Genomic DNA, 22,025 nt, shown 5'->3' on the forward strand with positions numbered 1-22,025 from the left:
TCCGTGGCGATGACCGCAGCGGTCAAAGATGAGCTGAGCCGGTTGGTCGTGACGCAGGTGAGCTGCCGGAAGGCCGAGGTCTCCTCGTTGCTCCGGTTCGCGGGCGGGCTGCACATCGTTGCCGGCCGGGTGGTCGTCGAGGCCGAGGTCGACATGGGCAACGTCGCGCGCCGACTCCGCAAGGACATCTTCGACCTGTGGGGATATCAGTCCGAGGTGCATGTGCTGCGCGGCGGACAGATCCGCAAGAGCGCTCGCTACATCGTCCGGGTGGCCAAGGACGGCGAGGCCCTGGCCCGTCAGACAGGTCTGCTGGACATGCGCGGGCGCCCGGTCCGCGGGCTACCCGCCCAGGTGGTCGGGGGCAGCATCGCCGACTCGGAGGCCGCCTGGCGTGGGGCGTTCCTCGCCCACGGGTCGTTGACCGAACCGGGCCGGTCGTCGGCGCTGGAGGTCAGCTGCCCGGGGCCGGAGGCCGCGTTGGCGTTGGTCGGGGCCGCACGTCGACTGGGCGTGACCGCGAAGGCCCGCGAGGTGCGCGGCGCCGACCGGGTGGTGATCCGCGACGGCGAGGCCATCGGCGCGCTGCTCACCCGCATGGGCGCTCAGGACACCCGACTCACGTGGGAGGAGCGCCGGATGCGGCGCGAGGTCCGGGCCACCGCGAACCGACTCGCCAACTTCGACGACGCCAACCTGCGCCGCTCCGCCCGCGCGGCGGTCGCGGCCGCCGCCCGCGTCGAACGAGCTCTGGAGATCCTCGGCGACACCGTGCCCGATCACCTCGTCGCCGCCGGACGACTGCGGGTGCAGCACCGTCAGGCGTCCCTGGAGGAGCTCGGTCAGCTGGCCGACCCGCCGATGACCAAGGACGCGGTCGCCGGTCGCATCCGGCGGTTGTTGTCCATGGCCGACAAGAAGGCGCACACCGAGGGAATCCCGGACACCGAGTCGGCCGTCACCTCCGACCTGCTCGACGAAGCCTGACCGGGCTCCTCCGCGACCCGGCCGACGTGCGCCGAGGCCCCGGTACGTGTCCGGCCGCACCCCATTAGGCTGGACACCGTTGCCACGACTTCCATCGCATTTCCAGCCGTTCCACACAGCAAGGAGCACATCGTGACCGTTCGGGTAGGCGTCAACGGATTCGGCCGCATCGGCCGCAACTTCTTCCGCGCAGTCGACGCCCAGAGGGCGTTGGGTACCACCGACATCGAGATCGTCGCCGTCAACGACCTGACCGACAACGCCACGCTGGCGCACCTGCTGAAGTACGACTCGATCCTGGGCCGCCTGCCCTACGACGTCTCACTCGAGGGTGACGACACCATCGTCGTGGGTGACACCAAGATCAAGGCACTGGCCATCAAAGAGGGCCCGGCGGCGCTGCCGTGGGGCGATCTCGGAGTCGATGTGGTGGTCGAGTCCACCGGCATCTTCACCGCGCGTGACAAGGCGCAGGGCCATCTCGATGCGGGCGCCAAGAAGGTCATCATCTCCGCGCCGGCGAGCGGCGAGGACATCACCATCGTCATGGGCGTGAACGACGACCAGTACGACGGCAGCCAGAACATCATCTCCAACGCGTCCTGCACCACCAACTGTCTGGGACCGTTCGCCAAGGTCCTCAACGACGAGTTCGGCATCGTGTCGGGTCTGATGACCACCGTGCACGCCTACACCCAGGACCAGAATCTGCAGGACGGTCCGCACAAGGATCTGCGTCGCGCGCGCGCCGCAGGGATCAACGTGGTCCCGACCTCGACCGGTGCGGCCAAGGCCATCGGCCTGGTGCTGCCGGAGCTCAAGGGCAAGCTCGACGGATACGCGCTGCGGGTGCCGATCCCCACCGGTTCGGTCACCGACCTGACCGCGGTGCTGGAGAAGTCGCCGTCCGTCGACGACGTCAACGCCGCGATGAAGGCCGCCGCCGAGGGCCCGATGAAGGGCATCCTCAAGTACTACGACGCGCCGATCGTGTCCAGCGACATCGTGACCGATCCGCACTCGTCGCTGTTCGACCCGGGCCTGACCAAGGTCATCGGCAACCAGGTCAAGGCCGTCTCCTGGTACGACAACGAGTGGGGTTACTCGAACCGGTTGGTCGACATCTCCGGCCTCGTCGGCAAATCGCTCTGAGCCGGTAGCGCGCGATGGCATCCGTACCCACGCTCACCGACCTGTTGGCCGACGGTGTCTCGGGCCGGGGCGTACTGGTCCGCTCGGACCTCAACGTCCCGCTCGACGACCACGGTCAGATCACCGACCCGGGCCGCATCCTGGCCTCGGTTCCCACATTGACGGCGCTGCTCGACGCCGGCGCCAAGGTGGTCGTCACCGCCCACCTCGGCCGGCCGAAGGGCGCGCCGGAGGCGAAATACTCGCTGGCCCCGGTGGCCGAGCGGCTGAGCGCCGAACTCGGCCGCAACGTGCAACTGGCCGGCGACGTCGTCGGGCAGGATGCGCTGGCCCGGTCCGAGGGGCTCACCGACGGCGACATCCTGTTGGTGGAGAACGTTCGTTTCGACCCGCGGGAGACCTCGAAGGACGAGGCCGAGCGTACCGCGCTGGCCGAGGCCCTCGTGGAGTTGGTCGGCGAGGACGGGGCCTTCGTCTCCGACGGGTTCGGGGTGGTGCACCGCAAACAGGCGTCGGTCTACGACGTGGCGAAGCTGCTGCCGCACTACGCCGGTGAGCTGGTGGCTGCCGAGGTGGAGGTGTTGACCAAACTGACCGACGAGGTGGAACGACCCTTCGCGGTGGTGCTCGGCGGTTCCAAGGTGTCCGACAAGATCGGGGTCATCGAGGCGCTGGCACCCAAGGTCGACACGTTGGTGATCGGGGGTGGCATGGCGTTCACGTTCCTCGCCGCCGAGGGATTGAACGTGGGCGATTCGCTGCTGCAGCAGGATCAGATCGAGGTCTGCAAGGGTCTTCTGGAACGATTCGGTGACGTGATCCACCTCCCGGTCGACGTGGTGGTCGCCTCGGCGTTCGCCGCGGATGCCGAGTCCAAGGTGGTGCCCGCTCAGGAGATCCCGGATGGCTGGATGGGTCTCGACATCGGACCGGAGTCGGTGAAGCGGTTCGCCGCCGTCCTGTCCGGTGCCAAGACCATATTCTGGAACGGACCGTCCGGGGTGTTCGAGTTCGCGAAGTTCGCCGACGGCACCCGCGGGGTGGCCGAGGCGATCATCGAGACCACCCGTCACGGCGCGTTCACCGTGGTCGGCGGCGGCGACTCCGCGGCCGCGGTGCGCACCTTGGGTCTGCCCGAGGACGGCTTCTCGCACATCTCCACCGGTGGTGGGGCGTCGTTGGAGTACCTCGAGGGCAAAGACCTGCCCGGACTGCAGATCCTGGAGAGCTGATCGTGGCGAACCGAACCCCGCTCATCGCGGGCAACTGGAAGATGAACCTCAACCATCTCGAGGCCATCGCCCTGGTCCAGAAGATCGCTTTCGCGCTCCCCGCGAAGTACTTCGACAAGGTGGACGTGACGGTGTTGCCGCCGTTCACCGACATCCGCAGCGTGCAGACCGTGGTCGACGGCGACAAACTGCTGCTCACCTACGGAGCGCAGGACCTGTCGCAACACGACTCCGGCGCGTACACCGGCGACATCAGCGGGGCGTTCCTGGCCAAGCTGGGGTGCAGCTACGTGGTCGTCGGGCACTCGGAGCGGCGCACGCTGCACGGGGAGACCGACGAGATCGTCGCGGCCAAGGCGAAAGCAGCCATCGACCACGGCATCGTGCCCATCGTGTGCATCGGCGAGCCGTTGGAGGTGCGTGAGGCCGGTGAGCACGTGGCGCATTGCGTCGCCCAGGTGAAGGGGTCGCTCGCGGGGTTGTCGGCAGAGCAGATCGGTCGCACCGTGCTGGCCTACGAGCCGGTCTGGGCGATCGGCACCGGGCGGGTGGCGAGTGCCGACGACGCCCAGGAGGTGTGCGCCGCGGTGCGCGACGCCATCGCGCAATTGGCCGACCAGGCGGTGGCCGACGAGGTGCGGGTGCTCTACGGCGGTTCCGTCGGTTCCAAGAACGTCGGGGAGCTGGTCGGCAAACCGGACGTCGACGGTGCGCTGGTCGGCGGTGCGTCCCTCAAGTCGGACGAGTTCGCCACCCTGTGCGCGATCGCCGCAGGCGGCCCCCTGCCCTGAGATGGTGGGGCGCGGGTGTCGCGCGAAATCTGCGGGAGATCCGATGTCCCGCAGTTTTCGCCACACCCCAGCGGCGCCGCGAGCTGATTTCATCGCGGCCGTCGCGTCCACGTACACTGTGGAACGGTCACCGCGACCACCCGTACCTGACGTCGTCATCGGATAGGACCACCGCGCCCGTGAAGCTCGCCCTGGACATCGGTTTGCTCGTCACCAGCCTGCTGCTGGTGGTGTTGGTGCTCTTGCACCGCGGCAAGGGCGGCGGCCTGTCGTCGCTGTTCGGCGGCGGCGTGCAGTCCTCGCTCGCCGGTTCGAGCGTGGTGGAACGCAATCTGGACCGGTTGACCATCTTCGTCGGCGTGATCTGGTTCGTGCTGATCCTGGGCACCGGTCTGGACATCAAACTGTCCAACTGACCCCTTACGACCTGCGAGACCCTGCACCGCACGGTGCGGGGTCTCGTCGTCTCCGTGGCCGTGACGCGCGTTTCATCGACGTGACATGAGCGCGGCTCCGCATGCCCCGACCCTCGGTAGGCGGGATACTGAGCGCATGACCGAATCCTCTGCCGGCGGCCCCGCCGTCGATCTCCGGCCCGTGCCCGATTCTGCCGCCGACACCGGGAGGGCGGCCACCGAGCCGCTGCGTGAGGACATCCGGCTGCTCGGCGGGATGCTGGGTGAGATCATCCGCGAGCAGTCCGGTGAGCACGTGTTCGAGTTGGTGGAGGACGCGCGGGTGGCCGCGTTCAAGGTCCGTCGCGGCGAGATCGACCGCGACGAGATGGTGCGGATGCTCAGCGACATCGCCCCCACCGACGCGCTTCCGGTGATCCGAGCGTTCACCAACTTCGCGTTGTTGGCCAACCTGGCCGAGGACATCCACCGAGAACGCCGCCGCGCCATCCACGTCCGCGCGGGTGAACCCCCACAGGACAGCAGCCTGGCCGCCACCTACACCAAGCTGCACGACGCAGGCCTCGACGACGGGCAGGTGGGCGACGGTCTGGCCCATGCGACCGTGGTCCCGGTCATCACCGCACATCCCACCGAGACCCGCCGCCGCACCGTCTTCGAGGCACAGAACCGGATCACCGAGCTGATGCGGTTCCGCGGACGTACCGAACTGACCCCCGCCGAGGTCGACGAGGTGACCACCGGACTGCGCAGGCAGATCATCACCCTCTGGCAGACGGCGCTGATCAGGCTGGAGCGGTTGCGCATCCAGGACGAGATCGAGGTGGGTCTGCGCTACTACGACGCCGCCTTCTTCGACGTGATCCCGCGGGTCAACGCGCAGGTACGCGCCGCGTTGCGCGAGCAGTATCCCGACGCCGGGTTGACCGACGACCCGATGCTGCGGATGGGGTCGTGGATCGGCGGCGACCGGGACGGCAACCCGTTCGTCACCGACGAGATCGTGGCGATGGCCACCGGCCGGGCCGCGCAGACCGCGGTGACCCGACATCTGCGCGAACTGCGCACCCTGGCCCAGGAGCTGAGCATGTCCGCCCGGCTGGTGGAGGTGAGCGACGAGGTCCTCGCCCTCGGCGGGGTGGACCGCGGCGACCCGGGAACCGACGAACCGTACCGGCTGGCCCTGCGACACATCCGGGCCCGGCTGGCGGCGACCGCGCACGCCATCTTCGGCGCGGAGTTCGACGTCGAGGCCGACGAGTACCTGCTCGACGGGGCGCCCGCGTACGCGGACGCCACCGAGATGCTCGCCGATCTGGATGTGCTGGACCGGTCGTTGCGCGACAACCACACCGACGTCCTGGCCGATGCCCGGCTGCTCACCCTGCGGGAATCGGTGCGGGCGTTCGGCTTCCATCTGTCCGGACTGGATCTGCGGCAGAACTCCGACATGCACGAGGAGGTGGTCGCCGAACTGCTCGCCTGGGCAGGGGTCGAGTCGGACTATCTGTCACTCGACGAGGACGCCCGGGTGCGCGTGCTCACCGAGGTGCTGTCCAGTCGCAGACCGCTGCTCGCCCCGGGCGCCGAACTGAGCGAACTCGCCACCAAGGAGCTCGGCATCGTGCGTGCCGCCGCGCATGCGGTGGCCACCTACGGGCCCCAGGCCGTGCCCAACTACGTGATCAGCATGTGTCAGTCGGTCAGCGACATGCTCGAACCGATGATCCTGCTCAAGGAAACCGGACTCTTCGACCCGGGTGTCGACGGGAAAGACCTGCGCTGCACGGTGCGGATCGTGCCGCTCTTCGAGACCATCGAGGATCTGCAGCAGGGCGCGACCACCACCGTCGCGGCGTTGGACCTGCCGTTGTACCGCGCGCTGGTGGACCAGCAGAGCGGCATCCAAGAGGTGATGCTCGGGTACTCCGACTCCAACAAGGACGGCGGGTACCTGGCCGCGAACTGGGCGCTCTACCGAGCCGAACTCGATCTCGTGGAGGCGTCGGCAAAGGCGGGGATCCGACTGCGGCTGTTCCATGGTCGCGGCGGGACCGTCGGTCGCGGCGGCGGTCCCAGTTACGACGCGATCCTGGCCCAGCCGCCGGGCGCGGTGCAGGGATCGCTGCGGTTGACCGAACAGGGTGAGATCATCGCCGCCAAGTACGCCGAACCGGTGTTGGCCCGACGGAATCTGGAGACGCTGCTCGCCGCGACCATCGAGTCGACACTGCTCGACACCGAGGGCCTCGGTGGTGATGCCGAGGCCGCCTACCTGGTCCTCGACGAACTCGCCGCGCTGGCCCGCACCGCGTACAGCGAACTGGTCCACGACACCCCGGGGTTCGTGGAGTACTTCACCACCTCGACCCCGCTGTCGGAGATCGGTGCGCTGAACATCGGCAGCCGACCGGCGTCGCGCAAGCAGACGGAGAAGATCTCCGATCTGCGGGCCATCCCGTGGGTGTTGTCGTGGTCGCAGTCGCGGGTGATGTTGCCGGGGTGGTACGGCACCGGCGCCGCATTCCAGCGGTGGATCGACGGCGACGAGGGCCGGTTGGAGACCCTGCGCGACTACTACCGCCGGTGGCCCTTCTTCCGGACCGTGATGTCCAACATGGCCCAGGTGATGGCGAAGTCCGACATGGGGCTGGCCCGCCTGTACTCCCAGCTCGTCCCCGACGTGGAGCTGCGGGAGAAGGTGTTCGGGATGATAGAAGACGAACACCAGCGCACCATCGACATGTACTACGCGATCACCGAGACCGACGACCTGTTGGCCGACAACGCCGCCCTCAAGCGATCAGTGTTCAACCGCTTCCCGTATCTGGAGCCGTTGAATCTACTGCAGATCGAGCTGTTGCAGCGCTTCCGCGCCGGGGACGACAGCGATGTGGTCCGTCGCGGTATCCAGTTGACCATGAACGGTCTGGCCACCGCGCTGCGCAACTCGGGGTGACCGCGTCGCGGCGGGCGGCCGAAACCGGTGGCCCGGGCAGTGCCACGGAGTCGACATCTCCGGGGACACCCGCCTCGAGGTCACACGTAGGGTCGTCGCGCGGTCTCGGGATCGCCGTAGGTGATGACCCGCTCGCCGCGACCGCCGCCGATGATGGCCGCCGCCCAACTGGCCAGGGTCCACGTGCGGTTTCGGGTGCCCGCGAGGAAGGTGATGTGGATGCCGCCCCATCCCAACCATCCCAGGAATCCCGACAGACGCAGCGGTCCCGATTGCAGCAGTGCGTGATAGCGCGCGATGTAGGCGGCGGTTCCCAGGTCGCGATAGGTGAACGGGGTGTACGGCGCGGGTGAACCGCCGACGGCGCGGGCGATGTTATGGGCGGCGTGATACCCGGACTGCATGGCCACCTCCGCCACACCGGGGAGGTCGTCGAGGCTCATCATGTCGCCGACGACCGAGATGGTCGGATGACCCTCGACGGTCAGGTCTGGGCGCACCGGGATGGTCCCGCCCCTGCCCTGGGTCACCCCGGTGGCGGCAGCGAGTGCCGCGGCGAACGGAACCGCTTCGACACCGGCGGTCCACAACACGGTATGGGTGTCGATGCGATGCGTGGCCTTCGTGTCCTTGTCGGTGATCGATGCGTGATCGGCGCCGACGTCGGTGACGTGATGTCCTAGCAGCGTCCGCACACCGATCTTGTCCAGGATGCGTTGCGCCTTGTGCGACAACCGGGGGTGGAACGACTCGAGTACCCGGGCGCCTCCGTGTACCAGGACCACATCGGCCTCGGCAGGGTCGATGGTGTCGAATTCGCGGGCCAGCGCGCGGGTCGCCATCTCGCGTATCTGACCGGCGATCTCGACTCCCGTCGGGCCCCCGCCGCTGACGACGAACGTCAGCCACGGCCGCCGCAGCTCGGCGGTCGCGAGTGTCTCGGCGATCTCGAACGAGGACACGATCTTGCGGCGGATCGCCAACGCGTCGTCGATGGTCTTCATGCCGGGTGCGTGGGCGGCGAACTGCTCGTTGCCGTGGTACGACTGGCGCATCCCGGCACCCACGATGAGGTGGTCGTAACCGATGGTGAAGGTCGACCCGTCGAACCGCGTGGCCGTGATGGTCCTGTTCTCGACATCTATCCCGGATGCCTCGCCCAGCAGTACGTCGAGATTCTTGTGTCGGCGCAACAGATGGCGCAACGGGCTCGCAATGTCTCCCTCGGACAGCAAACCCGTCGCGCACTGGTAGAGCAGCGGCTGGAAGACGTGCGAAGTGCCGCGATCGAGCACGGTGACGCGTACGTCGGCACTTTTGAGTCGCCGCGCGGCGTACACCCCGGCAAAGCCTCCGCCGATGATGACTGTGTGCACGCGGTCGTCGGCCATGTCCCGAGTCTGCCGTACTCGGTTCGTCAGACACCAACCCCGTCCCGTCGGCCCGCGAGCGAGGCGCGTGCGCCGCTCAGCGACGGCGGGTTAACGCCCAGGTACTTCCCGGCGACTCATCAGGTGAGTACGCACCACGTCCGAGTGAAGGGAAGATCATGTCTGTAGCGTTTGACTGGATCCGACAGGGATATCTGAGTGGCGACCCGGTGGCCACGGCCCTGTTCATCGGACTGTTCGCGGTCGGTGGTGTCTGGACACTGATCAGCGGTGGGTCGTTCTGAGTCCAACCGGAACACGAGGGCGGCAGCATGGACCGGGACCGCGGTTCGCCCCGACCCGGACGGTTGCGATTCAGGGTAGGTCGGTGGCCGCGGCCCGATCGACGAACCAGACCGTCGCCTCGGTGCCGTGCACGGCGGCGCACGGCCACTGCTGCGGATCACCGCCGGTGACGCCGGCCGCGACGGCCTCGGCCTTCTCCCCGCCGGCGACCAGGAACCAGACCTGGCGCGCCCGGTCGACCACCGGTGCGGTGAGGGTGATGCGCCGCGGCGGCGGCTTGGGGGAGTCCGTCACGGCGACCACCGGGCGGACCTGTTCGGCGAGCGCCGGGGTGTGCGGGAACAGTGAGTTGATGTGGCCCTCGCCGCCCATGCCCAGCAGGTGCAGGTCGAAGCGGGGGATCTCGCCGTCCCCGTAGGACACCAGCCGGCTCGCGTAGTCGGCGGCCGCCGCCTCTATGTCGTCGCCGAACCGTCCGTCGGACGGTTCGATTGAGAACACTCGCTCGGGGCGCACGGGCACCCGATCCAGCAACGCGGCGATCGCCTGGCCCTCGTTGCGTTCCGGGTCGTCGGCGGGGACGAACCGGTCGTCACCCCAGAAGATGTCGACGTGCGACCAGTCGATGTCGCCGCTGTCCTCACGCAGCGCGGCCAGCAGGGCGATGCCGTTGCTGCCGCCGGTGAGGACCACCGACGCGCTACCCCGTTCGGACTGCGCGGCGGTGACCACCTCGCGGAACCGTTGTGCGGCTGCCGCCACCACGGCATCGGCGTCGGCGCCGACCACCACCTCGCTCATGCGGTCACCTCTCCCTTGACTCCGGACATGCCCTGTAGGGCCTGGTGATAGATCTCATCGGGGTCCAACCGCCGTAGTTCCTCGGTCAGACATCCGGGTACGTCCCGGGAACTCATCGCGATGCGACCGTCGGGTTTACCCGGGCTGATGAGGATCGCGTTGCCATCCTCGTCGACGGCCAGCACCGTGGTGCCGTCGTCGCGGTCGAGCCGCACCTCGAAGCTGCCCTGACCCCGGTCCACCTGCACGCCGAGTTCGGTGCGCAGCCAGCCGGCGAGCAGGTCGATCGACGGTGAGCCGGCCGGGCCGGTGACCGTCGCCGAGGTGATCGGCGTGTGCGGCGGACGGTCGATGGCCGAGGCCAGGATCGCACGCCAGTAGGTGATCCGGGCCCACGCCAGATCCGAGTCACCGGGGGAGTAGTTGCCCAACCGGGTGCCGAGGGTCGCGAGCGGATCGTCGGCTTTGCTCGCGTCGGTGATGCGTCTGCCACCGAGCTGGCCCATCGGGTCACCGGCCGGGTCGTCCGGTCCGACCCCGGGCCACCAGGTGACCACCGGGGTGTCCGCGAGCAGGAACGGGATGACCACGCTGTGCCCGTGATTCGCCAGTTCGCCCCGCAGCTTGAGCACCACCACCTCGGAGGCGCCCGCGTCGCCGCCGACCCGGATCTCGGCGTCCAGACGGGACTCACCGGAGCGTTCGCCGGACGCCACCACGATCACCCGACAGGGGTGCTCGCGACTGGCCGCGTTGGCGGCGTCGATCGCTCCCTCGGTCGGTTCACCGATGTCGGTGACGACCACCAGGGTGAGCACCCGACCCAGGGTGACCGCACCGCCGTGTTCACGGGTCATCACCAACTGCTTGGCCACGTTCTCGGTGGACGTGTCGGGCAGGTCGATCTTCATCGGTGTCCGGTCCTCTCATGAGCGAAGGGCGGCACGAACGGCGTGGTGGTCGTGGTCTGCGCCCCGCCGTGGTCTGCGCCCGTCATGGTCTGCGCCCCGTCATGGTCTGCGCCCCGTCATGGTCTGCGCCACTGCCTGCCCGCGCGTTCCATCATCGTGTCGGCGGAGTCCGGACCCCAGGTACCCGCCTCGTAGGTGTCCGGCGACCCGTTCTCCGCCCAGGCGTCGAGCACCGGGTCGAGGATCTCCCACGACAACTCGACCTCGGCGTTGACCGGGAACAGCGACGGCTCGCCGAGCAGGACGTCGAGGATCAGGCGTTCGTAGGCCTCGGGGGAGGACTCGGTGAACGCCTGCCCATAGCTGAAGTCCATGTTGACGTCGCGCACCTCCATGCTGGAGCCGGGCACCTTGGACCCGAAGCGCAGGGTGATGCCCTCGTCCGGCTGGACTCGGATGACGAGCGCGTTCTGGCTCAACTCCTCGGTCATGGTCTTGTCGAACGGCAGGTGGGGTGCCCTCTTGAACACCAGGGCGATCTCGGTGACGCGACGTCCGAGCCGCTTGCCGGTGCGCAGGTAGAACGGCACCCCGGCCCAGCGCCGACTGTCCACCTCGAGGGCGATCGCCGCGTAGGTCTCGGTGTTCGAGTCAGTGTCGAACCCCTCCTCCTCCTTGAGCCCGACCACCTGTTCGCTGCCCTGCCATCCGGCCCCGTACTGACCGCGGGCGGTGTGCTCGGTCAGCGGGAGGATGTTCTTGGTCGCCGAGAGCACCTTGATCTTCTCCGCCTGCAGCTCACGGGGTTCGAACGAGACCGGCTCCTCCATGGCCACCAGGGCCAACAACTGCAGCAGATGGTTCTGGATGACGTCCCGTGCCGCGCCGATGCCGTCGTAGTACCCGGCGCGGCCGCCGAGACCGATGTCCTCGGCCATGGTGATCTGCACGTGGTCGACATAGTGCGAACTCCACACCGGGTCGAACAACTGGTTGGCGAAGCGCAACGCCAGGATGTTCTGGACGGTCTCCTTGCCCAGGTAGTGGTCGATGCGGAACACGGACTGTTCCGGGAACACGCTGTTGACCACCTGGTTGAGTTCCCGCGCCGACTCGAGGTCGTGGCCGAAGGGCTTCTCGATCACCACCCGACGCCACTGATCACCCTGCGCCGTCGCCAACCCGCTGCGCCGCAACTGCTCGCAGACCACCGGGAACGCCTTCGGCGGCACCGACAGGTAGAACGCATGGTTGCCGTCGGTGCCGCGTTCGGCGTCGAGGGTGGCCAACGTGTCCCGCAGTCGGTCGAAGGCCGCGTCGTCGTCGAAGGAGCCCTGCACGAACCGGAATCCTTCCGACAGCCGCTCCCACACGTCCTCCCGGAACGGGGTACGCGCGTGCGCCTGCACCGCGTCGTGCACCACCTTGCCGAAGTCCTCGTCGTCCCAGTCGCGTCGGGCGAAACCGACCAACGCGAAGCTCGGCGGCAACAACCCCCGGTTGGCCAGGTCGTAGACCGCGGGCATCAACTTCTTGCGGGCGAGGTCACCGGTGACGCCGAAGATGACCAGGCTGCAGGGACCCGCGATGCGGGGTAGACGCTTGTCGCGGGGATCGCGGAGCGGGTTCGACCAATTCTCTTCCGTCTTGGCCGCCACCCGGTCAGCCCTTCGCGGCCTTCAGCTGTTCGGACGTCGCGTCCAACAATTCCTTCCAGGACACCTCGAACTTCTCCACGCCCTCGTTCTCCAGAGTGATGAAGACGTCGTCGAGGTCGACTCCCAGATCGGAGATGGCCGCGAAGACCTCCTCGGACTCGGGGCCCTTGCCGATGATCGAGTCGGTATCCACCGTGCCGTGGTCGGCGAAGGCGTCCATCGTCTTCTCCGGCATGGTGTTCACCGTGTTCGGTGCCACCAGGTCGCTGACGTACAGGGTGTCGGCGAAGTCGGGGTTCTTCACCCCGGTGGATGCCCAGAGCGGCCGCTGCGGGCGTGCGCCGGACTCCAGCAGCGCGCTGAATCGCGGTTCCACCTCGAAGACCTGCTGGTAGGCGACGTAGGCCAGGCGGGCGTTGGCCAGCGCGGCCTTGCCCTGCAGGGCGACGGCGTCGGGGGTGCCGATCGCGTTCAGGCGCTTGTCGACCTCGGTATCCACCCGCGACACGAAGAACGAGGCGACCGAGTGAATGCGGGACAGGTCGTGTCCGGCCGCCTTGGCCTCCTCGAGACCGGCCAGGTAGGCGTCCATCACCAGGCGGTAGCGCTCCACCGAGAAGATCAGCGTCACGTTGACGCTGATGCCTTCGGCGAGGGTCTTGGTGATCGCGGGCAGACCGGCCTCGGTCGCCGGGATCTTGATGAACAGATTGGGCCGGTCGACGATCTTCCACAACTCCACCGCCTGCGCCGCGGTCTTGTCCGCGTCGTGGGCGAGTCTGGGGTCCACCTCGATCGAGACGCGACCGTCGACCCCGTTGCTCGCCTCGTAGACCGGCGTGAAGACGTCGCAGGCGTCCCGGACGTCGTCGGTGGTGACGGTGCGGATGGTCGCGTCCACGTCGGCCCCGCGCGCGGCGAGCTCCTGGATCTGCCCGTCGTAGGCGTCTCCCTTGGAGAGTGCGGCCTGGAAGATCGATGGGTTGGTGGTCACGCCGACCACCGACTTGGTGTCGATGAGCTCCTGCAGGTTCCCCGACGCGATGCGGTCGCGGGACAGGTCGTCGAGCCAGACCGACACACCGGCGTCGGACAGGGCCTTGAGGTTCGTGTTCTGGGTCATGAGGTGTATCCCTTCACGTTGGCGATCGAACGCTGAGCGGCGGCGACGGTGGCCTCCGGGGTGATGCCGAATTCCTTGTAGAGGGTCTTGTAGTCGGCGGACTCGCCGTAGTGCTCCAGCGAGACGCACTCGCCGAAACCGCCGACGATCTTCCACCACGACATGGCGATCCCGGCCTCGACGGAGACCCGGGCCCGAACGGTCGGCGGCAGCACCTGGTCCTGGTAGTTCTGGTCCTGGCTGAAGAACCACTCCATACACGGCATCGACACCACGCGGGTCCCGATGTTCTGCTCCTCGAGCTGCTTGGCCGCGGCCACCGCGATCTCCACCTCGGAACCGGTGGCGATGAGGATCACGTCGGGCGCGGCGGTGGACGACTCGATCAGCACGTAGGCCCCCTTGGCGGTGCCCTCCCGGGAGGTGCCCTCCAGGATCTCGACGTTCTGGCGGGTCAGGCAGAGTCCCACCGGGCCGCTGCTGCTGGAACGGGCCAGCACCGCGTGCCAGGCGTGCGCGGTCTCGTTGGCGTCGGCGGGGCGCACCACGCTGAGGTTGGGGATCGCCCGCAGCGCGCTCACCTGCTCCACCGGCTGGTGGGTGGGGCCGTCCTCGCCGAGACCGATGCTGTCGTGGGTCCAGACGTAGATGGGGTCGATGTCCATCAGCGACGCCAACCGCACCGCCGGCCGCATGTAGTCACTGAACTGCAGGAACGTGCCGCCGTACGCGCGGGTCGGTCCGTGCAGGACGATGCCCGACAGGATGGCGCCCATCGCGTGCTCGCGGACACCGAAGTGCAGGGTGCGTCCGTACGGTTCGGCGTTCCAGTCGTCGGTCGAGATGGACGTCGGCCCGAACGAGTCGGCGCCGGAGATGGTGGTGTTGTTGCTGCCCGCGAGGTCGGCCGAACCACCCCACAGCTCCGGCAACACCGGTCCCACCGCGCCGAGCACCTCGCCGGAGGCGGCACGGGTGGCCACCGGTTTGCCACCCGGCTCCCACGACGGCAGGTTCTCGTCCCAGCCCGACGGCAACTCGTCGCCCTTCAACCGATCGAACAGAGCCTTGCGCTCCGGGTTGTCGGCTGCCCACTTGTCGAAGACCGGACGCCACGCCTCGTGGGCCTCGTGACCGCGTTCGACCAGCTTGCGGGTGTGCGCGATCACCTCGTCGGAGACCTCGAACGTCTCGTCGGGGTCGAAGCCGAGGATCTTCTTGACGGCCTTCACCTCATCGTCGCCGAGTGCGGCCCCGTGCGCAGCCCCGGTGTTCATCTTGGTGGGTGCCGGGTAACCGATGATGGTGCGTAGCACGATGATCGACGGCTTGTCGGTGACCTCCTTCGCGTTGGCGACAGCGGCTTCGATGGCCGTGACGTCCTCGCCGCCCTCGACCACCTGCACATGCCAGCCATAGGCGGCATACCGCTCGGCGGTGTTCTCCGACAGGGCGATGTCGGTGGCGTGTTCGATGGAGATCTTGTTGTCGTCGTAGAACAGGATGAGGTTGCCCAGCTGCTGGGTACCGGCCAGCGATGACGCCTCGGAGGTGACACCCTCCTCGATGTCACCGTCGGAGGCGATCACATAGATGTAGTGGTCGAAAGGACTGTCACCCCAGGCGGGTTCCGGATCGAAGAGCCCACGCTCACGGCGCGACGCCATCGCCATCCCGACCGACGACGCGAGTCCCTGGCCGAGCGGGCCGGTGGTGATCTCCACTCCGCGGGTGTGGCGGAACTCCGGGTGACCCGGAGTCTTGGATTTGTAGGTGCGCAGGGCGCCGATGTCGTCGAGTTCGAGGCCGAAACCCCCGAGGTAGAGCTGCAGGTACAGGGTCAGGCTCGAGTGGCCGCACGACAGCACGAAACGGTCGCGGCCGACCCAGGCGGTGTCCTCGGGATCGTGGCGCATGATGCGTTGGAACAGCGTGTAGGCGAGCGGGGCCAGGCTCATCGCGGTGCCGGGATGCCCGTTGCCGACCTTCTGCACCGCATCCGCCGCCAGCACGCGGACGGTGTCGACGGCCCTGGTGTCGAGGTCTGTCCAGCCCTCCGGGTAGGACGGTTCGGTCAGCTCGCGGATCTCATCAGTTGTGGACACGGTCAGCGATTCTCCTGGTGATCGAAAACGGATCTGGACAGCGGACGCGGTGGTCGTGAGCATCGGCCGGGACCGATGTCAGGGACATCGCCGGGAAGCGGAGACGACGGTTCACCCGACGCACCTGCCGCCCCCGGGCCGGAACGGACCTCACGTGGCCAAGCCTAGACCCGATGGGGCGACCGGACCCCGTGCGTGCGTGAACTCTGCGTGGCCGGGCCCGGGTAGCCTCATTCGGGTGTCCTGAGTGGACCCGGACGTCGGTCGCCGAGGGTCGCCTCGATTCTCTGATCGGTCGGGGAGCCGTCTACCATTCCCTGTAGTAGTCGGTTCGGAGACCCACGGTCGGAGCCGGGACACGGACGTGAACAGCGTCGGCGCAGACATGACAGGCGCCGAGGTGACAACCGGGCGAACGCAACCGTCCGGTGGTTGGGAGACCAGGTGAGGATGGGGAGCTGGTGAGCGGACATGGTTTCGCCGCCTCCCGATCGACCCCCGACGAGGATCAGACGGCGGTCGCCGTCGCCGACCACCGATCGGTGCCGTCGCGGGTCCGCGGGCTGTTGCTCGCGTACCTCGCGCTGACCAAGCCGCGGGTCATCGAACTGCTGCTCGTGGCCACCATCCCGGTGATGTTGCTGGCCGATCGCGGTCGTATCGACATCGGCCTCATCCTCTGCACCCTGTTGGGTGGGTGGCTGGGTGCGGCGAGCGCGAACACGTTGAACATGGTCGTCGACGCCGATATCGACCAGAAGATGAAGCGCACCGAGCGTCGGCCCCTGGCGCGGCAGGCCGTGAGCAGGGGACACGCCCTCGTGTTCGGTCTGGTTCTCGGGCTCGCGTCGTTCGTGGTGCTCTGGCTGACGGCGAATCTGCTCAGCGCGTTGCTGGTGATGGCGACCATCGCGTTCTACGTCTTGATCTACACGATGGTGCTCAAACGGCGGACCTGGCAGAACGTCGTCTGGGGTGGGGCCGCGGGCTGTATGCCGACGCTGGTCGGCTGGGCCGCGGTCACCGGCTCGATCGGATGGCAGCCGCTGGTGTTGTTCGGGGTGATCTTCTTCTGGACGCCGCCGCACACCTGGGCGCTGGCCATGCGCTACAAGGAGGACTATCGGGCGGCCGGTGTGCCGATGTTGCCGGTGGTCGCGACCGAGGCCCAGGTCACCAGGCAGATGGTGGTCTACACCTGGCTCACCGTCGCGTGCACGCTGGCGCTGATCCCGGCCACCGGCTGGATCTACCTGGCGGTCGCGGTCGCGGCCGGGCTCTGGTTCCTGCTCGAGGTGCACAAGCTGTACCGCGACACCCTTCGTGGCGCGGAGGTCACCCCGCTGAAGATCTTCCTCAAGTCCAACGAGTACCTGGCCATCGTGTTCTGTGGCCTGGCCATCGACGCGGTGGTGAACCTGCCCACCATCGGCAGTCTGTTCTGATCCGGTCATTCTGACGGGCCGCGACGGTGCGTTCCGGCCGCGGTTGCCGGGCTCACGGTAGGTGCAGGAACCGCAGCACGGTGTCGGGTGCGAGAGGTGCCGATCTCATCACCGCCTCACCGAGTACTCGTAGGCGGTCGCCGAGCCCGTCGGGGGTGAACGTGTCGGGGGTGAACGTGTCGGGGGTGAACGGTGGGCGATCGAGGACGGTGTCCGGGCCCCGGTCCACGTACGGCGTCGGATGACCGCCGCCGATGACGGTGGCGATGTTGCGGAAGCCGTCCGACCCGGGATCGTGCAGGTAGTCGCCGTGGCCGTGCAGCCCCGTGACCAGGCGGCCGTCGGAGAGGTGGCCGGTGTCCAACCGGGTCACCCCGGATGCGTCGTCGGGGTCGCCGCCGTGCGGCCAGGGCAACTCCTGCACGTACTGGATCGGATCACCGGGTGCGGTCATCGAGAATCGCTGCACCCGCAGGTCGGCGTCCTGCCATCCGCCGAGGAACACCCCCGTACCCGCCGAGGATGCGTACACCACGCGGTCGGCCCGCAACCCCTGCTGCTCGGCCGACCCCACCACCGATCCGCCGTAGGAGTGTCCGAGCACGGTGGTCGACGCACCCGGGCTGTGCGCGGCGACCTCTCGGTCGAGGGCGCGGCCGAACGCCACCAGATCGGACGCCATCCGCGCCGCCGGAACCGGGTTGGACGCGCCGTCGACGGTGGCGCCGGCGACCGCACCGACCACCCCCACCGCACCGCCGAGCAGTGCCGCGCCCGCGCCCGTCGAGGCATGCCCGGTGACGGTGTCGGGGAAATCGCCGCCCACCCAGAGGATGACCGGGCAGCCGGAGGCGTCGGCGAGGTCGCGGGCGGTCTGCGCGGACTCGCCCGAGTCGTCCAACGACGCGCCCGTGCCCGGGACGAACAGTCCTGCCCCCCGCGTTCCCGGACCGAGGGTCCCGAACATCTCGACGAGTCGGCCGTCGCCGTCGGCGTCGAATCCGATGATCTGCCGTTCGCGTAGGTGGTGGGGGCGTACGTCCGCCGAGACCGTCTGGGTTCCCGGCGAGGGTGTGGCGGGGATCGGGCGGAGCAGGTCGCGCAGACGGTTCACCCGCGCGGCGTCCGGCCGGTCCGCGCGCAGTTCCGCTGCCAGCGCGACCCGGATCCCGACCGCGTTGGCCTTGATGCGCACCGGGAACGGGATCCCGTCGGTGTTGCCGACGAACTGCGGATCCGCATCGACGAGTCGCCCGACATCGGTGTCCGACAGTCCCGACACGTAGCTGTACCGCGCCTCCGGCTCCATCTGGCCGAGCAACCGGACCACACGGTCGGGATCGCAGCGGGTGCCGTCGGGGCCGCGGATGTCGGCGGGTCCGGTGTGCAGTGCGGTCAGGTCGGCGACGATCGCGTCGAGCGTCGAGGCGTGCCCGGCATCGACGCTCTCGGCCTCGAGCACCGCGCGGTGCACGGCGTCGGTCGCCGCATGATGGGCGGGCCCGAGTTCGATGAGGGCCGCCTGTGCGGCCCGCAGGTCGGCTGCGGCCTCACCGATCCCGTCGGCCAGCCGGTACAGCGCGTTACGGATCTCCCGGCCGTGGTCGACCTCGGCGTCGATGCGGCGCCGGACGGCGTCGCGCAGGCCTCCGGACCAGCCGGTGATCGAGTCCGTCCCCCGGAGCACGGCATCCAGTGCGCCGTCGAGGGCGTCGGTGTGATCGGCCAGGTGCACACCGGCGGTGTCGAGTCCGTCGACGTCCCAGCCGACGATCGCCGCGGCCGCCGCGGCGTCGTTCATCGGGGACCGTCTGCGGCGATCCGGACGGCGGCATCGGCGTCGGTCGCGACGCCGGCACCGATGCAGACCTCCAGTCCGTACGCCACCTCGTGCAGCCGGGCGGTCATCGCCCCGATCGTGGAGCCGATTCCGGCGGCCGCGCGGCGGATCGCGGCGGTGGTCTGACCCGTCGAGGTCGTGCCCTCGAGGTCACCACCCAGTGGCAGCGCTTCGATGGTGTCGGCGAGGGCATGCCATCGCCGGGCGAGTTCGCGCAGCACCGTCGGGGAGAAGGTGACCCGGCCGGCGATGCCGCCGGGGGACAGCGGGACGGGTCCCCCGGGTCGGGTGGGTAGCGACGACGATGTGGGCGGACCTGACATGGGCGGACCTCACGGATCGGGGACGGGAACCCACGTCGCTACGCCCATGTCGTTGCTCTCGGTGATCAGACGGGTGGTCGCGCCCGATGGTTCCGCCCGATCGTCAGGGCGCCAGGACGGTACTGCCCACCGTCGATCGCGCCTGTAGCGCACGGTGGGCCTCCGCCGCCTCGTCGAGTGCGAACCGCTGACCGACGGTCAGAGTGAGCGTGCCGTCGGACAACCCGCGCATCACGTCACCGGCTCGCCAGGCGAACTCCTCCGGATCCGCGACGAAGTGCGCCAACGTCGGCCGGGTCACCGACAACGAGCCGGCCTTGTTGAGTCGCTGCAGGTCGAAGGGTGGGACCGGGCCGCTGGCCGCGCCGAACAGCACCACGGTGCCGCGGATGCGGGTGGCCGCGAGGCTCGCCTCGAAGGTGTCCGCGCCGACGCCGTCGTACGCGACCGCGACACCGGCACCATCGGTCAGGTCCCGAACCCGGTCGGCCAGTCCGTCGCCGTACCGGAGCACGTGATCAGCGCCCGCCTTCCGCGACAGCTCTTCCTTGGCGTCGGTGGACACGGTGCTGATGACCCGTAGTCCCTTCGCCGCGGCCAACTGGGTCAACAGCAGTCCGACCCCGCCCGCACCCGCGTGCACCAACGCGGTGTCCCCGGGGTCGGGGTGCGAGCTGCCGTCGAGCAGATAGTGCGCGGTCATACCCTGCAGCAGGATTGATGCGGCCTGGTCGTCGGGTACGCCGTCCGGGACGGTCACGGCGCGCGCGGCGGGCACCGTCACCAACTCGGCGTAGCTGCCCGGCGCATCCGACCACGCGACGCGTTCACCGATCCTCGATCGAGGGACGTCGTCGCCGACGTCGACGACCTCACCGGCGCCCTCGCTGCCGGGGGTGTACGGCAGTGAGGTCGGGTACATCCCCGCCCGCAGATAGGTGTCGATGAAGTTCACCCCGGTGGCACGGACCCGGACGAGCACTTCGTCGGGGCCGGGCCTCGGGTCGTCGACCGTGGTGGGGACCAGGACCTCGGGTCCGCCGTTCTCGCTGACAACGATGGCGCGCATGTGACCGTTCTACCCGTCGGTCGTGAGGCAGGTCGGTGCCGCCCATGGGTGTCCGGCCCACCGGGCCGCCGACGGTACGAGGTGTGCCCGGATCGGGACCGCGCGGCACGTATGCTCAGCGGCATGACCCACTCCGACGACGCCGCGGCCGACGCCGGCGACACCGCTCAGACCGGAGACGCCCAGGCCGCCCCGGACAATCAGCCGGCGGACAGCGTGCGGGTGCCGCCGCAGACCGTCAAGGCGATCAACGGCTACCTCTCCCGACACGGCGGTATGGCAACCGCGGTCATCCAACCCATCGGTGCGTCGGGCGTGCGGATCACTCTCGTCGCCGGTGACGGCGGCATCCTGGGCGACCAGGTGGTCGACGACGTGGCGACCGCGGAGGCCGTCGTCGCGCGAGTTCCCGACCTCGAGGTGGGGGAGTGGGACCGCGAACTGACCTCGGTGGCGACTCCGGCGCCCGGACACTGGACCAAGATGGCCGGTTGGGTGGCCCGTACCCGCTGACCCTCGTCGCTCAGACGCTGGGGGTGACCGCCCGGTCGGCGGTGACCCTCGGTGTGGGTTCCGGCACCGCGCGGGGTCGCAGCGAGATCCACAGGGCCGCGGTGGCCGCGACCGACGCTCCCGCCCCGGCCACGTGCAACACCACCAGGGCCTCCGGCACGTTCAGTGCGTACTGGGTGACGCCGATCAGTGCCTGCACCACGACCGTCGCGACCACCACGTAGAGGCGTCGCCTCACCCGGACGGGCGCACCGACCGCGACGAGCGCGAAACCGAGTGCGACCAGCAGCGCGAGATAGGCGATGAGCAGGTCGGCGTGCAGGTGCACCAGCGTGACGATCTGCACCCGCAACCGCGGCACCGGGTTCTGCGGGCTGGTGTCACCGGCGTGCGGACCGGCTCCGGTCACCATCGTCCCGGCCACCAGCACGCCGGCCATCACCACCGCGCTCAGCACGGTCAACCAGCGCAACGGCGCGGGCACCTGCGCCACGGCATCGCTCCCGGCGACCACCCCGGTGTCGGGCTCGCGGACCTTCTCCAGCAGCATCACCGACAACCACACCATCGCCATCGACAGCAGCAGGTGGATCGCGACGGTCCACCACAGCAGACCGGTGAGCACGGTGATCCCACCGACCACCGCCTGCACCACGGTCGATGCGGGCATCAGCCAGGCGTAGAAGCGCACCTCCCGACGACGTCGCGCGCGGGTGACGGCGATGACGATCAACGCCGCGGTCACCACCACCAGGAAGCTGAGTATCCGGTTGCCGAACTCGACGGCCTGATGCACGCCGGCCACCTCGGCATGGGCCTCCGGGGTGAAGCTGCCGGGAAAGCACTGCGGCCAGGTCGGGCAACCGAGGCCCGACGCGGTGACCCGGACCACGGCACCGGTCACCGCGATACCCGCCTGCGAGATCAACACGGCCACGGCGACGGCCACCTGCACCCGGCGTGCGGGTTCGGGCAGCAGGTCGACCACTCGGACGAAGGCGCGGTAGAGCACGGAGATACCTGT

The 22,025-nt window shown here is 68.8% G+C and carries 19 protein-coding genes; 9 read left to right on the forward strand and 10 right to left on the reverse strand.

What is annotated here, in order from left to right; translation table 11 throughout:
* Positions 1 to 9: 9 nt before the first annotated feature.
* The 6 genes from whiA to ppc all read left to right on the forward strand — a co-directional run bounded on the left by whiA (position 10) and on the right by ppc (position 7,537).
* Complete coding sequence (gene whiA, locus BW971_RS06705) at positions 10 to 987, forward strand: DNA-binding protein WhiA (protein WP_076477786.1); 978 nt, start codon at positions 10 to 12, stop codon at positions 985 to 987.
* Positions 988 to 1,119: 132 nt separating this feature from the next.
* A complete protein-coding gene (gene gap / locus BW971_RS06710; protein ID WP_076477788.1) occupies positions 1,120 to 2,139 on the forward strand; it encodes a type I glyceraldehyde-3-phosphate dehydrogenase in 1,020 nt (339 codons plus the stop codon).
* Positions 2,140 to 2,153: 14 nt separating this feature from the next.
* On the forward strand, positions 2,154 to 3,371 hold the full coding sequence (locus BW971_RS06715) for a phosphoglycerate kinase (RefSeq protein WP_076477790.1): 1,218 nt from the start codon (positions 2,154 to 2,156) through the stop codon (positions 3,369 to 3,371).
* 2 nt (positions 3,372 to 3,373) lie between these two features.
* Positions 3,374 to 4,162 carry a triose-phosphate isomerase gene (gene tpiA / locus BW971_RS06720; RefSeq protein WP_076477793.1) on the forward strand — a complete coding sequence of 263 codons (789 nt, stop codon included), beginning with the start codon at positions 3,374 to 3,376 and terminating at the stop codon, positions 4,160 to 4,162.
* A gap of 179 nt (positions 4,163 to 4,341) precedes the next feature.
* Positions 4,342 to 4,578: a preprotein translocase subunit SecG gene (gene secG, locus BW971_RS06725; RefSeq protein WP_076477795.1), complete on the forward strand. Its 237-nt coding sequence runs from the start codon at positions 4,342 to 4,344 to the stop codon at positions 4,576 to 4,578.
* A 136-nt stretch (positions 4,579 to 4,714) separates the two neighbouring features.
* Positions 4,715 to 7,537, forward strand: a complete 2,823-nt coding sequence (gene ppc, locus BW971_RS06730; protein WP_076477797.1) for a phosphoenolpyruvate carboxylase — start codon at positions 4,715 to 4,717, stop codon at positions 7,535 to 7,537.
* An 80-nt stretch (positions 7,538 to 7,617) separates the two neighbouring features.
* Here ppc and BW971_RS06735 read toward each other — a convergent pair whose 3' ends face one another.
* Positions 7,618 to 8,928, reverse strand: coding sequence for an NAD(P)/FAD-dependent oxidoreductase (locus tag BW971_RS06735; RefSeq protein WP_076477799.1), 1,311 nt, complete (start codon positions 8,926 to 8,928; stop codon positions 7,618 to 7,620).
* 158 nt (positions 8,929 to 9,086) lie between these two features.
* Here BW971_RS06735 and BW971_RS22075 point away from each other — a divergent pair, with 158 nt between their 5' ends.
* Complete coding sequence (locus tag BW971_RS22075; RefSeq protein ID WP_268811117.1) at positions 9,087 to 9,212, forward strand: hypothetical protein; 126 nt, start codon at positions 9,087 to 9,089, stop codon at positions 9,210 to 9,212.
* Between the two features lie 70 nt (positions 9,213 to 9,282).
* On the opposite strand, the gene pgl is transcribed toward BW971_RS22075, so the two are convergent.
* The 5 genes from pgl to tkt form a co-directional block, all read right to left on the reverse strand.
* Positions 9,283 to 10,014 (reverse strand): 6-phosphogluconolactonase, encoded by a 732-nt coding sequence (gene pgl / locus BW971_RS06740; RefSeq protein ID WP_076477801.1) that lies wholly within the window; start codon positions 10,012 to 10,014, stop codon positions 9,283 to 9,285.
* Positions 10,011 to 10,925 (reverse strand): glucose-6-phosphate dehydrogenase assembly protein OpcA, encoded by a 915-nt coding sequence (locus BW971_RS06745; RefSeq protein WP_076477803.1) that lies wholly within the window; start codon positions 10,923 to 10,925, stop codon positions 10,011 to 10,013. The genes pgl and BW971_RS06745 overlap by 4 nt, the downstream gene beginning before the upstream one ends.
* 116 nt (positions 10,926 to 11,041) lie before the next feature.
* Positions 11,042 to 12,583: a glucose-6-phosphate dehydrogenase gene (zwf, locus tag BW971_RS06750; RefSeq protein ID WP_076477806.1), complete on the reverse strand. Its 1,542-nt coding sequence runs from the start codon at positions 12,581 to 12,583 to the stop codon at positions 11,042 to 11,044.
* 4 nt (positions 12,584 to 12,587) lie between these two features.
* On the reverse strand, positions 12,588 to 13,706 hold the full coding sequence (tal, locus tag BW971_RS06755; RefSeq protein ID WP_076477808.1) for a transaldolase: 1,119 nt from the start codon (positions 13,704 to 13,706) through the stop codon (positions 12,588 to 12,590).
* Positions 13,703 to 15,811: a transketolase gene (tkt, locus tag BW971_RS06760; RefSeq protein WP_076478263.1), complete on the reverse strand. Its 2,109-nt coding sequence runs from the start codon at positions 15,809 to 15,811 to the stop codon at positions 13,703 to 13,705. Before tkt ends, tal begins: the two co-directional genes overlap by 4 nt.
* 461 nt (positions 15,812 to 16,272) lie before the next feature.
* Here tkt and BW971_RS06765 point away from each other — a divergent pair, with 461 nt between their 5' ends.
* A complete protein-coding gene (locus BW971_RS06765) occupies positions 16,273 to 17,256 on the forward strand; it encodes a heme o synthase (protein WP_076477811.1) in 984 nt (327 codons plus the stop codon).
* Between the two features lie 52 nt (positions 17,257 to 17,308).
* Here BW971_RS06765 and BW971_RS06770 read toward each other — a convergent pair whose 3' ends face one another.
* The 3 genes from BW971_RS06770 to BW971_RS06780 all read right to left on the reverse strand — a co-directional run bounded on the left by BW971_RS06770 (position 17,309) and on the right by BW971_RS06780 (position 20,488).
* Positions 17,309 to 19,057, reverse strand: coding sequence for an alpha/beta hydrolase (locus BW971_RS06770; protein WP_076477813.1), 1,749 nt, complete (start codon positions 19,055 to 19,057; stop codon positions 17,309 to 17,311).
* Complete coding sequence (locus BW971_RS06775; RefSeq protein ID WP_076477815.1) at positions 19,054 to 19,419, reverse strand: hypothetical protein; 366 nt, start codon at positions 19,417 to 19,419, stop codon at positions 19,054 to 19,056. The genes BW971_RS06770 and BW971_RS06775 overlap by 4 nt, the downstream gene beginning before the upstream one ends.
* Before the next feature lie 103 nt (positions 19,420 to 19,522).
* On the reverse strand, positions 19,523 to 20,488 hold the full coding sequence (locus BW971_RS06780) for a quinone oxidoreductase family protein (protein WP_076477817.1): 966 nt from the start codon (positions 20,486 to 20,488) through the stop codon (positions 19,523 to 19,525).
* A gap of 123 nt (positions 20,489 to 20,611) precedes the next feature.
* Here BW971_RS06780 and BW971_RS06785 point away from each other — a divergent pair, with 123 nt between their 5' ends.
* Positions 20,612 to 21,001 (forward strand): hypothetical protein, encoded by a 390-nt coding sequence (locus BW971_RS06785; RefSeq protein WP_234974272.1) that lies wholly within the window; start codon positions 20,612 to 20,614, stop codon positions 20,999 to 21,001.
* A gap of 10 nt (positions 21,002 to 21,011) precedes the next feature.
* On the opposite strand, the gene BW971_RS06790 is transcribed toward BW971_RS06785, so the two are convergent.
* Positions 21,012 to 22,013, reverse strand: a complete 1,002-nt coding sequence (locus tag BW971_RS06790; RefSeq protein WP_076477818.1) for a COX15/CtaA family protein — start codon at positions 22,011 to 22,013, stop codon at positions 21,012 to 21,014.
* Positions 22,014 to 22,025 lie beyond the last annotated feature (12 nt).

Source organism: Williamsia sterculiae, from assembly GCF_900156495.1.
GTDB lineage: Bacteria > Actinomycetota > Actinomycetes > Mycobacteriales > Mycobacteriaceae > Williamsia_B > Williamsia_B sterculiae.

Excerpts from the sequence above, each read along its gene's own strand:
- BW971_RS06715 (WP_076477790.1), top strand. The coding sequence starts at position 2,154 with ATGGCATCCGTACCCACGCTCACCGACCTGTTGGCCGACGGTGTCTCG.
- ppc (WP_076477797.1), top strand. The coding sequence starts at position 4,715 with ATGACCGAATCCTCTGCCGGCGGCCCCGCCGTCGATCTCCGGCCCGTG.
- pgl (WP_076477801.1), bottom strand. The coding sequence starts at position 10,014 with ATGAGCGAGGTGGTGGTCGGCGCCGACGCCGATGCCGTGGTGGCGGCA.
- BW971_RS06770 (WP_076477813.1), bottom strand. The coding sequence starts at position 19,057 with ATGAACGACGCCGCGGCGGCCGCGGCGATCGTCGGCTGGGACGTCGAC.
- tal (WP_076477808.1), bottom strand. The coding sequence starts at position 13,706 with ATGACCCAGAACACGAACCTCAAGGCCCTGTCCGACGCCGGTGTGTCG.
- BW971_RS06745 (WP_076477803.1), bottom strand. The coding sequence starts at position 10,925 with ATGAAGATCGACCTGCCCGACACGTCCACCGAGAACGTGGCCAAGCAG.
- BW971_RS22075 (WP_268811117.1), top strand. The coding sequence starts at position 9,087 with ATGTCTGTAGCGTTTGACTGGATCCGACAGGGATATCTGAGTGGCGAC.
- BW971_RS06785 (WP_234974272.1), top strand. The coding sequence starts at position 20,612 with ATGACCCACTCCGACGACGCCGCGGCCGACGCCGGCGACACCGCTCAG.
- whiA (WP_076477786.1), top strand. The coding sequence starts at position 10 with ATGACCGCAGCGGTCAAAGATGAGCTGAGCCGGTTGGTCGTGACGCAG.
- BW971_RS06780 (WP_076477817.1), bottom strand. The coding sequence starts at position 20,488 with ATGCGCGCCATCGTTGTCAGCGAGAACGGCGGACCCGAGGTCCTGGTC.
- BW971_RS06735 (WP_076477799.1), bottom strand. The coding sequence starts at position 8,928 with ATGGCCGACGACCGCGTGCACACAGTCATCATCGGCGGAGGCTTTGCC.
- BW971_RS06775 (WP_076477815.1), bottom strand. The coding sequence starts at position 19,419 with ATGTCAGGTCCGCCCACATCGTCGTCGCTACCCACCCGACCCGGGGGA.